Source organism: Streptococcus sp. HMSC078H03 (assembly GCF_001808655.1).
GTDB classification, from domain to species: domain Bacteria; phylum Bacillota; class Bacilli; order Lactobacillales; family Streptococcaceae; genus Streptococcus; species Streptococcus salivarius_G.
The window spans coordinates 214,207-229,551 of record NZ_KV794113.1; the positions used below are offsets into that span (position 1 = coordinate 214,207).

Below are 15,345 nucleotides of genomic sequence, written 5' to 3' on the forward strand. Positions count from 1 at the left end.
ATCAACCATTACTTTACTTTTATACCTCTAGTAAGTCCTATTCGTCCACAATTGCATCTTACAAATGGATACTTCTGTTAGAAGATAAGGAGATAAGGATCTTCAAGATAAGAAACAACTCTTGCTAAAAATTCAGCAGCTGGAAGGCCATCGATGACTTGATGGTCGAAGCTTAGACTCAATGGAAGATAGTCTTTTTGAACAACCTCTCCCTCCTCATTAAATGCTAAAGCTTGTTGAGTTGCTCCTACACCAAGGATAGCCACCTCTGGGGAATTAAGGATTGGTGTGAAGTATTCTACACCTGGACCCCCTAGGTTAGTGATTGAGAAAGTAGAACCACTATATAGGTCAGATGGAAGTGTACCTTTTCGAGCTTGATTAGCCAGAGCCTTAATGCTTTGACCAAGATCTGCTAAAGTCATACGGTCTGCGTCTCGAATCACAGGGACAACCAAACCATCATCCAAAGCTGTTGCCATACCAATATGAATGCGTTCATGAATCTGATGAATTCCACCGCCATACCAAGCATTCAAAGCTGGATAATCTCTCAAAGCTTTGGTTACTGCTTTAGTTAATAGAGTTGTGATACCTAGTTCACCATTTTCAAGTGGAGTATGTACCTTGGCCTTAAGTTCTTTACGGAATTTCAAAAGCTCAGTTAAATCAGCCTTACGATGGAGTGTCACTTGAGCAGAAGAATGAAGACTGTTCATCATACGTTCGGCAATAATCTTACGCATGCCTTCGAGTCCCTCACCGTATTGGCCTGAGGTCATAGCTTGTGGTAGAAGTTCAACGACCTTATCAGCAACAAGACTTGGTTGATAAGCTTCTACATCACGTCTTGTAATACGACCATTTCCACCTGTCCCTTTAATAAGAGTGATATCATAGCCTTTCTCAGCAGCCATCTTACGAGCCACCGGTGTAATGAAAATGCGTTCCCCACTAGTACAAGCTATAGGTGCTGTAGTAGATTTAGGACTAGACGGTGTTGGATCTTTAGCGACTTCAGTTGGAGCTTCCTCTTGTGCAGGAGCTTCTTGGGTTCCTACATTTTCTCCTTCTTGGCCAACCCATCCAACAACTTCTTTACATTTAACTGTAGCACCTTCACCATGCACAATGTCTAGAACAACCCCAGAAGCAGGGGATTCGACTTCACTAGTCAATTTTTCAGAACTAATTTCCAATAAAGGCTGACCACTTGTTACTGTATCACCAACTTGGACCAACCACTTTTGAATGAGTCCTTCAGTCATGGTTAGGCCGAGCTTGGGCATTAAAATTTCTGTTGCCATAAGCGCCCTCCTATCCTTTCAAGTCCTGAATCAATTCATCAGCTACTTTCAAAACCTTATCCGCATCAGGGATATAAGCTTGTTCTAAGTTTGTCGCAAATGGAACAGGAGTATTTGGTGCACAAACACATTTCACTGGTCCATCAAGATAATCAAAAGCTTTATCTGACACTACAGATGCAATATCAGTTGCAGTATTGTTATGCGGGTTTGCCTCATCCACAATAATCAAACGACCCGTTTTCTTCACGGAATTTAACACTGTTTCTTCATCCCATGGAGCAACTGTACGAAGATCAATCACTTCTACAGAAATATTGTCTTTTGCTAAACGATCTGCGACCTCATAAGCTACATACAACATCTTACCAATTGTCACAATTGTTAAATCCTTACCTTCTCGACGAACGGCAGCCTTACCAATTGGTACAGTATAGTATTCTTCTGGTACTTCCCCTTTTAAGCCATAGAGGGTTTTGTCCTCAGAAAAAATAACAACATTATCATCTTCAATTGACGCCAATAGTAAACCTTTAGCATCATATGGTGTAGCAGGAACAACTACCTTAATACCTGGAATAGATCCAAAGAGTCCGTAATATGATCCTGAGTGTTGAGCCGCAGCTGAAGCACCTGCACCGTGCATAGTACGCACAACCATCGGAACTTTAGCTTTTCCTCCAAACATGTAACGCATCTTAGATGCCTGTCCTAATAGGGCATCAAAACAGAATCCAATAAAATCATTAAACATCAACTCTGGTACAGGTCTTAGTCCTGTAAGCGCCATCCCCACCGAAGCTGATAAATAGCCGTGCTCAGAAATCGGAGTATCAATAACTCGTTCCCTGCCATATTTCGGCATCAGTCCTCGTGTAATCCCCATGACACCGCCCCAGGCATCCTCGTTATTATTTTCTAAGTGTTCAACATTGACACCACCTGCGATATCCTCTCCTAGGAGAACAACTCGCTCGTCTCTTTCCATGGCTTGATCGAGCCCTTCATTGATGGCTTTCATAAATAATGTTTCTCTAGTCATTATGAATCCTCCTCAATCAGTCTACAAATACGTCTTCGTAGAGAGCTTCTTCTTTTGGAATTGGGCTCTCTTGAGCAAAGTGGATTGCATCTTCAACATCTTTCTGTGATTGGGCAACAATCTCATCCAATTCATCTTGGCTAAGGATACCCTTTTCAGTTACAAGGTCACGAAATACTTCCAAGGCATCCACGTCTGCCCATTCTTTTTCGATTCCATCTGGTGCTTTGTATTTTTGCTCATCTCCTTCGAAGTGGCCATGGTTACGATAAGTAATAGCTTCAATTAACGTTGGACCATCTCCACGACGCGCACGTTCAACGGCCTCTTTAGCCACTTGATAAACAGCAAATAAGTCCTTACCATTAACGCGAACTCCAGGAATATTGTAAGCTTGTGCACGTTCAGCAATTGTTGGAGAACCTGATGAATACCATTGTGGTGTTGATTCTGCAAAAAAGTTGTTTTCATTTACAAATACCACAGGTAGATTCCAAATAGAGGCCATGTTTAAGCACTCATGAAAATTACCTTCATTGGCAGCACCATCACCAAAGAAACATACAGCAACATCATCAGTCTTTAGATATTTGTTGCGCATAGCAGCCCCAGTCGCAAGACCAAAGCCTCCGCCTACCATACCATTAGCACCAAGGATTCCTTTATCCAAGTCAGCGATATGCATAGAGCCACCCTTACCTTTACCAAGCCCAGTAGACTTACCAAAGATTTCAGCCATCATTTTTTTAAGGTCTCCACCTTTAGCCACACAGTGTCCATGTCCTCGGTGTGTGCTAGTTATGTAGTCTTTATCAGTCAAGTTAGCACATACCCCAGTCGCAATAGCTTCCTCACCTGAGTAAAGGTGAACAAATCCTGGAATTTGACCGATTGAAAAGAAATGTCGTGTATTTTCTTCAAAATTTCGAATATCGCACATAGTCTTATACATGGATTTAGCCTCTTCTTTTGAAACATTTTCCACACCAAGATCATGGGCAGTTTGAACCTTAACTTCTTCCTTGGTTAAGGTTTGTCCCTGATGTTTTTCTTTCATTAGAGCTTGTGGTAATTCTTGATAATGTGTCATATTGTTTCCTCCTTCTATGAGAGAACTTTATAAAAAACAAATATTATTGACATATATATAAATTTGAAAAAATGAAAATGACTACGCTAAACCTATCCATCGAGCTTAAGACCTTAAAATCAGTCTTGCAACTTCCTGAACCAACTCAGAAATTGTTGGATGTGCAAAAATAGTCTTATCAAGCTGATCAAGTGTTCCTTCAGCATCTTTCAAGACAATCAAGGATTGTAAAATATCAGTTGCATGTGGGCCAACGATAACGGCACCTAATAGTAGGTGATAGCGTTTTTCAGAGACAATTTTAACAAAACCTTTTGCTGAATTAGACGCAATGGCTCGACCATTATAAACATAAGGAAGTTGACCAACTGATATATCATATCCTTGTTGTACCGCCTCCTCTTCTGACAAGCCAAAGGAAGCAATCTCTGGCGTTGTAAAGAGCGACCGTGGAACACTTGAATTATCAACTGGTTCCTCAGCCTGACGACAAATGGCTCGAACAGCTTTGATTCCCTCGCTACTAGCAACATGAGCCAACATATATCCAGGAATCAAATCCCCAATCGCATAAACACCTGTTTGAGATGACTCGTAATAACTATCTACCTTAATAAAGCCTTTTTCGGTCAGCTCCAAGCCCATCATTTGGGCTAACTCAATATTTGGCTTACGCCCTGTTGCTACAAGTAAGTTATCATAAGAGTAGGACTTGCCATCTGCTAAAATTACAGCATTTTCTTTAACCCTATCTATGCTAACTCCCTCCAGAATGGTAATTCCAAGTTGTTCCATCTTTTCTCTAATAATGGAACGTGCTTCGTCATCTTCAGTTGCTAAAATTGTTGGTGCAACCTCTATCACTGTCACATCCACACCAAGTGGAGCCATGGCAAAAGCTAACTCAACGGAAATAATACCTCCACCAATGATAATCAAACGTTGAGGAAGTTCCTTTAAGTTGAAAAAGTTATCCGTTGTCAAGTAGTCAACATCGTTAATACCAGGAATAGGAGGAATAAATGGATGACTCCCCGTCGCCAAAATAACAGACTTACCTGAGACTCTTTCACCATTAACTTGGAAGGTTTTACCAGAAATATAAGCTGCCTCACCTTCAATATAGGTGATCCCTAATTGTTTAAAACTTGATTGAATACCAGACTGTAGTGTTGCTACGACTTGATCTTTGCGAGCAACAAGTTTTTGAAAATCAAGATTATCATTTAAAACTGTTACTCCATACTTAGAGGCTTCTTTAGCAGCTAATAGCCAATGGGCATGTTCAAGATAGGCTTTAGATGGGATACATCCAACGTTCAAACAGGTGCCACCTATGGAGTTTTTCTCAATGACAGTTACCTTTTTACCTAAACGGGCAGCTTCTTCAGCAGCAACATAACCACCAGGACCTGCCCCTATAATGATAATATCACATTGACTCAAAACAATACTCCTTTCTAGAATGGAAGTCGGCTGTTAGCCGAACCACTTCAAGTAGGACAAAAACTCGGAGATGTTTTTGAAAGCGTTTTCTATACTTTGATTATAAAACTAATACTTATGAAAATCAAGTAATTCACTGAAAATGTGATGTTTTAGAAGTGAAAATATTCACAAGTAATGCAAACGTTTGCCATTCCCTATTCGGGATGATGTTAGCACTTATATTTTGCTGATTTGTATAAGAACTAGAAAAATACAAATCTCCCCCAATCATTAAATAATTCTTCAAAATGTTATAAAAAACACTCTAGCGTCTATAGCTTGGATAAAACTATAGAAATTAGAGTGCTTTTACTATTAGAAAGAATATGTATATGGAGTTAAAAAGGAATTTGAATTAATCTAAAGAAAGTTAATTTTTCAACTGAATAATATTATAAGAATATCGATTTGTAGTTATTTTGAAAGTAATCTTATAAGTGAGTAATTAGGAGTAGAATATGACAACTCTATTTTTTTGTAGAGTAGCTTTTATAGCTTTTATGTGAAAAATCAATTGACTATTTAATTATTTATCGTCCTTTTTAATCATATTTTTCACACCTTCGATAGCTCCTTCAACAGCATCTTTGGCATCTTCGGCAACTTCTTTCACTTTTGAGACTGCTTTTTCAGCAGCACCCTCTTTTTCTGTTTTTTTATCACCAGTTAATTTTCCGACACCTTCTTTAAATGCGCCTTTAGCTTGGTTGAGTTTTTCTTCTACTGACATAATATTATCCTCCTTTGGACATAAAGATTTTTAAATATGAACGCTCTTAAACAATACATTCAAATTTTTGAGTATAAAAAGATAAGTTAAATTATAGCTTTTGTGTTGAAGTCGAGTCATAAACAGCTTGAACACCCTCACTAACGTTATCTTTATTTGCTGATAAACCATTAGCTAGTCCATGTTTACCACTTTTTTAATTTATCGGCACTAAGTTTGCTAGTTGATTGGAGTCTTCCTGTCGAAATATTGAAAATTATTCTTTTTTTCCTAAGAAAAATGATACTACTGCAACAACAATAACTGCCCCTAAAATTGATGGAACTAAGGCCATTCCAGCTAGACTAGGTCCCCAAGAACCGAAGAGTGACTGTCCAACAGATGAACCAATTAAACCTGCAAAGATATTGGCAATTATTCCCATGGAACCTCCCTTTTTAGTGATTCCACCAGCAATAAAACCTATAAAGCCTCCGACAATAATAGCCCAAAGCATAATGTCTCCTCCTTTCTAAATAGAGGAAAGTTAGATTGTTTGGAAAATCAAACCATCTAAAGAGTTACATTTTAGCTAAAACATTTTTTATATTAATCTTAACAATCATAAGATTAATGTTAGTATATACCTGTTAATAACAGTATAAGTTAATCAAATTGATAAGTCAATGAAAATGTTTGCGCTTACACAAAAATAGACATGAAAACCATCATTGGCCTTTGCAATCGCTTGCATAGTTTTACAATTTCGCTTATCTCATTTTTTTATTAAAAATCTACACATACTTCTACTATTATTAGGACTTCCTCTAAATGGATTGATTTATGAATAAAAAGTTTGATTAAACTGCTACATTCATATGATTGATTGATTAGCATTTTAGCCACAAAAGAAAATAGCCCTAAGATGTTCGAGTGACGAAAGTAAAAATAAAATGTATAATTGAGACATGTAAACCCTTACACATTTTTCTTTAAATAGTAAGTATCTAACAAAATAGTATAAATAATACACCAAACACTGCATCACTTTCAGTAGGAGTTTAAAATTAATATGGAGTAGTGAATTGATTACAAATTGAAAGTAGAATATAAAACACACCCAGGTAAAGAAGTTACAATAATAATGGCCAATGATTTAGATACGTCGTCAAAGAGTGAGCTTAAAAAGTTGACTATAGTAACAAAAAGGAAGTACTGTTATGGAAAAAGTTTTGAAGGATGGTAAACTTTATTCTCTAATAGAATTTAGGGACAAAATCTATGAGGATTTAGATTTATCAAAAAGTGACTTAACCACTTTATTGTGTGCGATATTGATTGCATCTATTGGTTTGAATATGAATTCTATTCCAACAATCATAGGGGCAATGTTGATTTCTCCATTGATGACACCTATCCTTGGAGTAGGTTTTGCGTTAGCAATATTAGATACAAAACTACTCAAAAAATCGTTTAAAGTTCTTTTTATTCAAGTTGCAGTAAGCCTTTTAGCCTCTACACTTTATTTTTTACTTTCGCCCATTTCTTACGCAAGTACGGAAATTATTGCTAGAACTTCGCCCACAATTTGGGACGTTGTAATAGCATTCGTCGGTGGATTAGCCGGCATTATTGGAGCACGAAAGAAAGAAGCTAATAACATTGTTCCTGGTGTCGCCATTGCAACTGCTCTTATGCCACCCGTTTGTACCGTGGGGTATTCTATTGCCACAGGAAATCTTGAGTATATGATAGGGGCGTCATATTTGTTCTCCATTAACTGCAGTTTTATTATGATTGCTACATATATTGGCACTAATGTGATGATGGTTAATAATCCTTATGTTAAACATAATCGTAAAGCCTCTAAAATGCGAAAAATATTAATTCTAGTCTCGCTTGTTCTTATTATTCCAAGTTTAGCTTCTGCAACTGCCTTAGTTAGAGATACGCTAATCAATGAGTCTATCAATAATTATCTATCTGATCAATTTGAAAACCATACTATTTTGAAAAAGAAATATAGTAAAGAAAATAATACACTAAAGCTAACCATTTCAGGTAAATACCTTTCAGAAGCTGAGTTACAAGGTATCATTAACAAACAAAATGAATATGGTTTGAAAAATATCTCGATTCAGGTTTCACAATTAACAAATGATAGATTAACTGAAAAAGAATTAGTCGACTACATCATTCAATATAAAAACGATGATGATCTTCAACAAATAGAAAAGGATAAGTAAAAAGAATCCCCAAATAACAACAAGTAATGTGAGATATTAATTGATAAGCATAAGAAACCGTTGAAAAGTATTGTCACTAGTAGTCCATAGGAGAAAATATCAATGAAAAAAGTAATGATAATTATTAATCCAACTTCTGGAGGAGAAACAGCATTAGATTATAAAGAGAATTTGGAGAATAAGGCTAAAGAGTATTTTGATTATGTTGAAACTAAGATTACGCAAAAAGCCAAAGATGCAACTCAATTTGCTGAAAAAGCCTCTAAAGAAAAATATGATGCAGTAATTGTTTTTGGTGGAGACGGTACTGTAAATGAGGTTATTTCAGGGATTGCTGAAAAAAATCACATTCCAAAACTTGGGATTATTCCTGGTGGAACTGGTAATTTAATCACTAAGCTATTAGAAATCAACCAAAGTATTGATCAAGCGATTGAAGAACTTGACTTCAATTTTACTAAAACCATTGATGTTGGAAAAGCTAATCAACATTATTTTGGCTATATTTTTAGTGTTGGATCTTTACCAGAAGCTATTCATAACGTTGATATTGAAGATAAAACAAAGTACGGTATCTTTGCATATGCAATCAATACGATGAAGTCCGTTGTGGAAGACGATGTATTTAATATTCGTATTGAAAGCGAAAATGGCAATTATGAAGGTGAAGCTAGTCAGGTCTTAGTTCTTCTATCTAATTACTATGCAGACAAAAAACTATTTGATGAAAATACAGATGGATATGGAAATATCTTGATTTTAAAAGATGCATCCATCATTTCTAAATTATCGACTATCCCAGATTTGTTAAAAGGGGATCTAGTAGGTAACGATAATATCGAATATATCAAAGCGCGTAATATTAGGATTTCTTCAGAGGTTGAGTTAGAGTCAGATGTTGATGGAGACAAATCGGATAATCTTCCAGTAGATATAAAAATACTAGGGAACCATATCGAAGTATTCTCAGGCACCAAAGTATAGTTTTTTCCCTTCTACTTCTCCAACAAAAAAGTTTTAAATGATATAAGTTACTGCATCAGCAACAATAATAGTCCTGTCCTTTTTGAAGTTAGGATATAAGTCAAAGGTAACTAAATTACTTTTAATATACGGAGTTAAGGCGTTTTTTGATTCATGTCTAAAACCTTTTCGGAAACATCAACTGTGATGGTAGTTTTCGAGCATAACAAAAAGTAGTGAAGAGATTCCATCGTCGGAATCTTCTTCACTACTTTTCTTCTCTCTTTCCTACTCAATCACCAATAGCAGCATTTCAGAGTTTCCACTCTTCAATCAACCAGTCCGAAAAAGCATCATATCTTTCTTGGAGATGGTCATGATGACCGTAAGGGTCAAGTGCTGAATAAGTGGACAAGCACTGTTTTTTGATGCATTCATGTACTTCTTTGGCAAAGCTAGGAGCCTTGGCCAGTCTATTCTTATGATTAGCCCCTTCGGTCAAACCGTTACATAAATAGACCGAGCAAGACTTATTGAGAAGCTGGTGGGATTGGCAGTAGGCTACAAAATCTGGATACCAGAAGGATCCACAAATGGAAAAGATAAAAGGCATCTTATCACTGCTATAAAGACTGTGGATAGCAGCCAAACCACCCAGCGAGTAGCCTCCATAAGCCATACGACTGTCATCCAATCGAAAATCCTCTTGGATGCTATTTAAAATATGGCCAAATAGATGGTCATGATAGCTAGCTTGCTTGCCACCAAAATCAGGGCTTCCAGGTCTCAAAGCCTGAGCATACCAAGGTGTAAAATCATCCAAGCGATTCTTGGGCTCAAGGCCTACCAGGATAACAGAATCCGCTAGTTTTCCCAGATAATCCAGTTGTCCATCATTCAGAAAAACAGCTGGATAAGTCTTAGTAGCATCATAAGACTCAGGAAGGGCAATCGTCACTCGAATGCCATGGCAGACAAAGTCTTTATTTATTAACAAAGTCATTAACCTTCTCAAGAGAATCAATCACAGATGGACCGTAATCCATAAGCTCATCATAAGAAATAGTCATGATTTTCTTGTTTTTAACGGCTGGTACATTTTCAAGAACAGCGTTCTTTTCCATCTTGTCTGTAGCATCCTTGTCCATGGCCTTATTACGGTCACTAGTTACATAGATAATCAATTCTGGTTCCATAGACACGAGATTTTCCAGAGTCAAATCTGATGTTCCTGTCGCAACATTGGTATAGCCAAGCTGATTAAGCATACTTTCTTGAAGGGCAGATTTGTAAGTTCCAAAGGTCTCATCGTTGTAGGCACACATGATCAGAGCCTTCTTCAAGTCTTTGTCAGAAGACTTGTTTTTCTTTTTAACGGCGTCAATACGCTTTTGGAGTTGTCCTGCATACTTGTCTGCCTTGTCTTGAACGTTGAAAATGTCACCAATATTTTTAACATCTTCGATGATATTATTCAAATCTTGTTTGGTTGTTGAAACAGAAGCTTTTTGCGTATAGACGGGAATGTCGTTGCTGTTCCACGTGCTGATGGTTCCCATTGATTTGTCTGAGAACATCATGTTACGACCAATAAGGGCATCAGGTCCGTAAGCCAAGATGGCTTCTTGAGAGATAGTCTTCTTATCACCGATATGTGGGATTGAGGCAATGTCTTCCTTATATTTATCGGTTACTTCATTGTCAGGGTTAAGCATACCGACAATCTTGTCTTTTAAACCAAGCTCAATCAAAATTTCCGTTGATGAAAGGTTGTTTGTGATAACCTTTTCTGGTGCCTTTTTGAAGACTTGATCTAGCTCAGTTCCTTGATCGTCATAAGTTTTGACGGTCAAAGGATACTGGGTTTCTGAGTTAGTCTTTTTCACCGTTTCTTTTGCTGCTGATGACGATGATGTGCTGTTTTTATATGTAGAACTGCATGCTGTCAATGTGAGGACTGCTGCAGCGATTAATGCGATACCAAAAGTTTTCTTGTTCATAAGGCCTTCCTTTCCTAGGCTTATAAATACTGAATCATTGCCTGCTGGTCATCCGTCCAGGTAATACGACTCTGAACATCATAAACTGCCTGCAAGGATTGTGGGGTTACGGCATCCCTTGGGACACCTTGGGCAACAATCTCACCCCCTTTCATTAAGTAAATATAATCTGAAAAACGACAGGCCAATTGAATATCGTGGAGAACTGCGAGAACATTAATGCCGAGTTCCTTGACCAAGGCCAACATCTCCAACTGATACTTAATATCCAAATGGTTGGTAGGCTCATCCAATAAAAGAAGTTTGGGTTCCTGAGCCAAAGCACGCGCTAGGATAACTCTTTGTTTTTCGCCACCTGATAAGGACGAATAATAGCGTGTCTTCTTTTCAGACATGCCAACCTTGTCTAGGGCATCCTGGACGAGCAAGTGGTCCCGCTCCGATTCTTTTTGTAGAAAGGAAAGATGGGGCGTTCGGGCAAGCATGACAATTTCTTCCACCGTGCAATCAAATTGAAGGGTGTTAAACTGTGTCACAACGGCCAATTCTTTTGCAGTTTCCTTGAGGCTTACCTGATCTAGGGAGTTTCCATCAAGAAAAATCTGACCGCTATCTGGTTTCAACTGGCGGTAAATAGTTTTGAGCAAGGTTGATTTCCCACTCCCATTTGGTCCTAGTATGGTCTGGAATTGCCCACCTTCAACCCCTAGGGTGACTCCATTTAGGATTTTTTTCTCTCCTATCGAATAATGAATATCCTTACACTTTACATCCATAAGTCTAAACCACCTTCCTACGATTTCTAGTCACAATATAAATAAAGAAAGGTGCGCCAACTAAGGCTGTAAAGATACCGATAGGTAGCTCTGCATTTTTGACGAGGATTCTCGCCAAGACATCTGACCAAACCACAAACAAGGAACCTAAGAGAGTTGCCACTGGAAAAAGCTTACGATAGTTAGTTCCGACTAAACTTCTAGCAATATGAGGGGTAATCAAGCCTACAAAGCCGATAATCCCACAGCTAGCAACCAAGACGGCCGTTATGACCGCAACAATGGCAATATAAAGATACCAGTAGAGTTTAAGTGGAATCCCTAAAGTCAAAGCTGCCTCATCTCCCATCATCATGGCATTGAAGACACGATACTGAGTTGAGAAAAAGAGAAAGGCCAAACCAACCACTACTGCTGGAAGCATCAAATCTGACCAAGATGTTCCTGTCAATGAACCCATGGTCCAAAACTTAATGGTCATGACACTATCTGCTGTCGCTCCAAGAGAGATTATAAAATTGGCAAAGGCAATAAAGAGGGCATTGACAACCGTTCCAGATAAAATCAGGCCAGATGTGGTCACTCTCCCCTGCATAGAGGCAATGATTAGGACAAGAACCGTCGCTAGAATAGCCCCCACAAAGGCACCCAAGCCTACCACAGCCTTAAGACCTAAAATGATGGCCAAGGTTGCTCCAAAAGTTGCCCCTGCCGAGATTCCCAAAATGTAGGGCTCAGCAATCGGATTATTAACGGTTGACTGCATGACACTCCCAGACATGGAAAGGCCTGCACCAACTATTAACCCTAGGAGAACCCTAGGAACTCGCATATTCCAGATAATAGCTTCAAGTGGCTTGGCAATGTTATGACTGGCCATCGGAAGCCCCAATTTACTGAAGATGACACCATAAGTATCACCTATATCTATAGTGACCGCCCCTAAAGACACTGCTATAAAAACTGACGCTACTAGTAAAGCTAGAAGCAAACAGAGCAGGCTTAGGTAGCGGGAAAAAACAAGGTGTTTTGTTTTTTTAAAAGGCATTAGCACCTCCTTTCCACCTGTAATGTCAGAAAATTTTGACAATACCTTTCTAGTATAACATGCCTCAAAAATATGGGCAAGGTCATTTGAGTATTACATAGAAAAAAGAGCAGTCATTGAACTACTCTTAAAAGTTATAACTTTATAACTAACTAAAGCAATGAAAATCAAGCCAGCTTAGGATTTCACTTTCTCCATACTGCTGCTAGCAATTTTCATGGCAAGAAGAATTATCAACACCTTAATCACAAGGGACAACCAAAGGCTCTCCGCTGATGACAGTTGCGATAAAGCATTGATAAGCGCATGTGTCATCACACAAAGCCAAAGACTTCTGGTGTTTGTATAAATGGCGGATAAGATGAAACAATTGCTTAATAAGCCTAGCAAGAAAGGCAATAAATGAATCGTGGCCAGAGACCCATCAATGTAAAAATAAAGGATATGCCATAGTGACCAAGCCAAAAATGTAAAGAGCGTGGACACTAGATAGGTCAACTTTTCTTGCAAAGCAGGCTGGAAAAAATAGCGCCAACCGATTTCTTCGATACCACCAAAGACAAGGGCTTTGCAAAATAAGATAATGGGGAGATACCAAGCCTGAATAATCATCCCTCCACTCAAGACTAGTGGTAAAAAATCCAATCCTAGAAAAATGAGGACTAAGAAATAGTTACTAAGAGGCTGTTTGACTTGGAAAAAATCTCTGACAAGTTGTTTAAAACTAGAGTGATGATAGCGGATGCTAACATAGCCTCCCCAAATGGCTGATGACAACCCACCTAAGATAAGGGTAAGGAGGCCAATTGGAGTTCCATAATCAACCCTAACCCCTCCTACTCTTAGCAGCCAAACAAGGAGACTGACCAGTAAGATCTGTCCAAAGGTCCCCGCCAGATAAAACGACAAGGCTTGTTTTCTTTTCATATCTTGCTTCCTTTTTCTTCCCTATTTAAAACCTTCTTCTCACGCTAAGCTAGTCCATATCCACCCATTTGTCATTGTCCATGATAAAGGGTTTAGCTAGACCTGGTCCGGTATAGTCCTTGTACTTGGTTGTCAGATACTTGTAGCAATCTTTTTTGCTGGCAAATTTAATAGCTTGGTAGGGCTCTTCAAAGGTCAACTTTTCAACAAATAAGTAGCCATCCGTCGTAGGCACCAAGACTCCGACGTGACCGACAAAAAGGGAATCACCATCCAAATTATCGTGGACAACAACCGACAGCATGCGTGCCTTGTCATCAAAGGTGAACTGTTTGTAGTAATCCTCCATATGCTTGGCGTGAACCTTGACATCTTGGGTAGCTTCAGTCTTGACCCTTGAAAAAAGAATGTCAAAGTTTGCCTGGTCCTTGGCATTAAAGAGCTTGCCCTTGTCAATGGCGTCCTTGTCTTGGAAAAGGAGCTCAGTATCACTTTTGACTTGAGGAATCTTGATTTTGCCTTTCAGTAGCGTGTAGGTGTTGATACGGCAGTTGGTACCGATAAAGTCACCATGCTTGGCTGTCCACAGGCTACTGATTTTTTCCACATCATAGTCTGTTTTGGTAAATGGCGCAAAACTCCCAGAAAGACCTACAGAACCCACGGTGTCATTGTAATCCGTGACGAGATTGATAAAGTTATCCACACTCTCCTCGTTCAAATGTTTTGAGAGTATGGCTCGCACCTCACTAATACTAGCCTTACTATTAAGATTGGAGTAATTTGCTTGCTCCTCTTTTTTGTGGAGATGTGCAAAAACTGCTAAACCGACAAGTAGCAAGCTAGAGATAGATAAAAGAATTAGCGTCTGTTTTTTTAGATGTTTCATAGGCGCCTCCTTGGCTTCATTATACCAGATTTTGACAGCTACTTATTCTCAGGATACTTTTCCACAAGAAAAAGCCTTGTTGCCAAGGCTTTAGATTGAGGACAAAAGCTTTTACTTGAGACTTTACTTAGGTGATAGCGGACGCCAGCGAACTTCTTCGAAGTTCCATGGCTAATTTTTGAGCCTAGAGTCTCAAAAATTCCGAACGCCTGAAATACCAATTCTTCAGGCGTTTTTATCACAGCGTAAAGTCTCAGTATAGGCTCACACCGTTTGAAGACTATGGATTTTTATCATTTTTTCTATATTTTTTATTATTTCCAAAATAGCTGTTCAATTTTAATGATATTATCTACAACTTTTTCGGGACTTTCCGATAAATCATTATCAATCCAGGATGAGATAATGGTTTCAAAAGATGTAGAGAAGGCTTTTATCACAATTTCATCTGAAATCTTCGTCTTTTTCTTGATCTTTTCTCTAATAGCTGGGTTGTTATTTATAAGATCACAAATAAGTTGTTGAACCTTATCTTTAAATTGAACGTGAGGTGCTTTTGAAATTGCTTTAAAATGTTTATAGTCATTTTTTATTAATAGTAGAGCCTTTAAAAGCATGTCCTCTTTATCTAAATTTCCTTGAGCTAAAATCTCCCAAAATCTTTGCATCGTCTCTGTTCCGATAGAGTATGCTAAATCATCCTTATCAAGAAAATGTTGATAAAATGTTCCCCTACTAACATTTGCTCTCTGAGTTATATTTCCAATGGTTATTTTTGAGTACTCCATTTCAAGTAGGAGGTCTATCAAAGCAGACTTGAGGTTAGTAACGCTATTAGTCTTTCTTTTCTTTGTCATTTT

The 15,345-nt window shown here is 38.3% G+C and carries 15 protein-coding genes; 2 read left to right on the forward strand and 13 right to left on the reverse strand.

Translation table 11 applies throughout. The features are described from left to right. Window positions 1-77: 77 nt before the first annotated feature. The 6 genes from HMPREF2607_RS06900 to HMPREF2607_RS06925 all read right to left on the reverse strand — a co-directional run bounded on the left by HMPREF2607_RS06900 (window position 78) and on the right by HMPREF2607_RS06925 (window position 6,153). Entirely contained in the window at window positions 78-1,307 is a 1,230-nt protein-coding gene (locus HMPREF2607_RS06900; protein WP_070476447.1) for a dihydrolipoamide acetyltransferase family protein, read from the reverse strand. Between the two features lie 10 nt (window positions 1,308-1,317). Further along, window positions 1,318-2,349, reverse strand: a complete 1,032-nt coding sequence (locus tag HMPREF2607_RS06905; RefSeq protein WP_004182823.1) for an alpha-ketoacid dehydrogenase subunit beta — start codon at window positions 2,347-2,349, stop codon at window positions 1,318-1,320. 16 nt (window positions 2,350-2,365) lie between these two features. Further along, window positions 2,366-3,439 (reverse strand): thiamine pyrophosphate-dependent dehydrogenase E1 component subunit alpha, encoded by a 1,074-nt coding sequence (locus HMPREF2607_RS06910; RefSeq protein ID WP_070476449.1) that lies wholly within the window; start codon window positions 3,437-3,439, stop codon window positions 2,366-2,368. Between the two features lie 105 nt (window positions 3,440-3,544). Further along, complete coding sequence (gene lpdA, locus HMPREF2607_RS06915; protein ID WP_070476451.1) at window positions 3,545-4,885, reverse strand: dihydrolipoyl dehydrogenase; 1,341 nt, start codon at window positions 4,883-4,885, stop codon at window positions 3,545-3,547. A 568-nt stretch (window positions 4,886-5,453) separates the two neighbouring features. Continuing rightward, a complete protein-coding gene (locus HMPREF2607_RS06920; protein ID WP_002886207.1) occupies window positions 5,454-5,657 on the reverse strand; it encodes a CsbD family protein in 204 nt (67 codons plus the stop codon). A gap of 256 nt (window positions 5,658-5,913) precedes the next feature. Then, entirely contained in the window at window positions 5,914-6,153 is a 240-nt protein-coding gene (locus tag HMPREF2607_RS06925) for a GlsB/YeaQ/YmgE family stress response membrane protein (protein ID WP_070476453.1), read from the reverse strand. A 703-nt stretch (window positions 6,154-6,856) separates the two neighbouring features. Between HMPREF2607_RS06925 and HMPREF2607_RS06930 the strand changes: the two genes are divergently transcribed. Together HMPREF2607_RS06930 and HMPREF2607_RS06935 are read left to right on the forward strand one after the other, a co-directional pair. Beyond that, window positions 6,857-7,882, forward strand: coding sequence for a DUF389 domain-containing protein (locus HMPREF2607_RS06930; protein ID WP_070476455.1), 1,026 nt, complete (start codon window positions 6,857-6,859; stop codon window positions 7,880-7,882). 102 nt (window positions 7,883-7,984) lie between these two features. Beyond that, on the forward strand, window positions 7,985-8,866 hold the full coding sequence (locus HMPREF2607_RS06935; RefSeq protein ID WP_048790558.1) for a diacylglycerol/lipid kinase family protein: 882 nt from the start codon (window positions 7,985-7,987) through the stop codon (window positions 8,864-8,866). A 292-nt stretch (window positions 8,867-9,158) separates the two neighbouring features. Here the strand turns inward: HMPREF2607_RS06935 and HMPREF2607_RS06940 are convergent, their stop codons facing one another. From HMPREF2607_RS06940 to HMPREF2607_RS06970, 7 genes are all read right to left on the reverse strand, one after another. Next, complete coding sequence (locus HMPREF2607_RS06940) at window positions 9,159-9,848, reverse strand: alpha/beta hydrolase-fold protein (protein ID WP_070476457.1); 690 nt, start codon at window positions 9,846-9,848, stop codon at window positions 9,159-9,161. Further along, a complete protein-coding gene (locus tag HMPREF2607_RS06945) occupies window positions 9,829-10,845 on the reverse strand; it encodes an ABC transporter substrate-binding protein (protein WP_021144450.1) in 1,017 nt (338 codons plus the stop codon). Before HMPREF2607_RS06945 ends, HMPREF2607_RS06940 begins: the two co-directional genes overlap by 20 nt. A 20-nt stretch (window positions 10,846-10,865) precedes the next feature. Continuing rightward, window positions 10,866-11,621, reverse strand: coding sequence for an ABC transporter ATP-binding protein (locus HMPREF2607_RS06950; protein ID WP_070476459.1), 756 nt, complete (start codon window positions 11,619-11,621; stop codon window positions 10,866-10,868). Between the two features lie 4 nt (window positions 11,622-11,625). Beyond that, window positions 11,626-12,669: a FecCD family ABC transporter permease gene (locus HMPREF2607_RS06955; protein WP_070476461.1), complete on the reverse strand. Its 1,044-nt coding sequence runs from the start codon at window positions 12,667-12,669 to the stop codon at window positions 11,626-11,628. A gap of 177 nt (window positions 12,670-12,846) precedes the next feature. Beyond that, window positions 12,847-13,596, reverse strand: a complete 750-nt coding sequence (locus HMPREF2607_RS06960; RefSeq protein WP_070476463.1) for a CPBP family intramembrane glutamic endopeptidase — start codon at window positions 13,594-13,596, stop codon at window positions 12,847-12,849. A 49-nt stretch (window positions 13,597-13,645) separates the two neighbouring features. Then, on the reverse strand, window positions 13,646-14,485 hold the full coding sequence (locus HMPREF2607_RS06965; RefSeq protein ID WP_070476465.1) for a DUF4300 family protein: 840 nt from the start codon (window positions 14,483-14,485) through the stop codon (window positions 13,646-13,648). Window positions 14,486-14,799: 314 nt separating this feature from the next. Continuing rightward, complete coding sequence (locus HMPREF2607_RS06970) at window positions 14,800-15,342, reverse strand: TetR/AcrR family transcriptional regulator (RefSeq protein ID WP_002888975.1); 543 nt, start codon at window positions 15,340-15,342, stop codon at window positions 14,800-14,802. Window positions 15,343-15,345 lie beyond the last annotated feature (3 nt).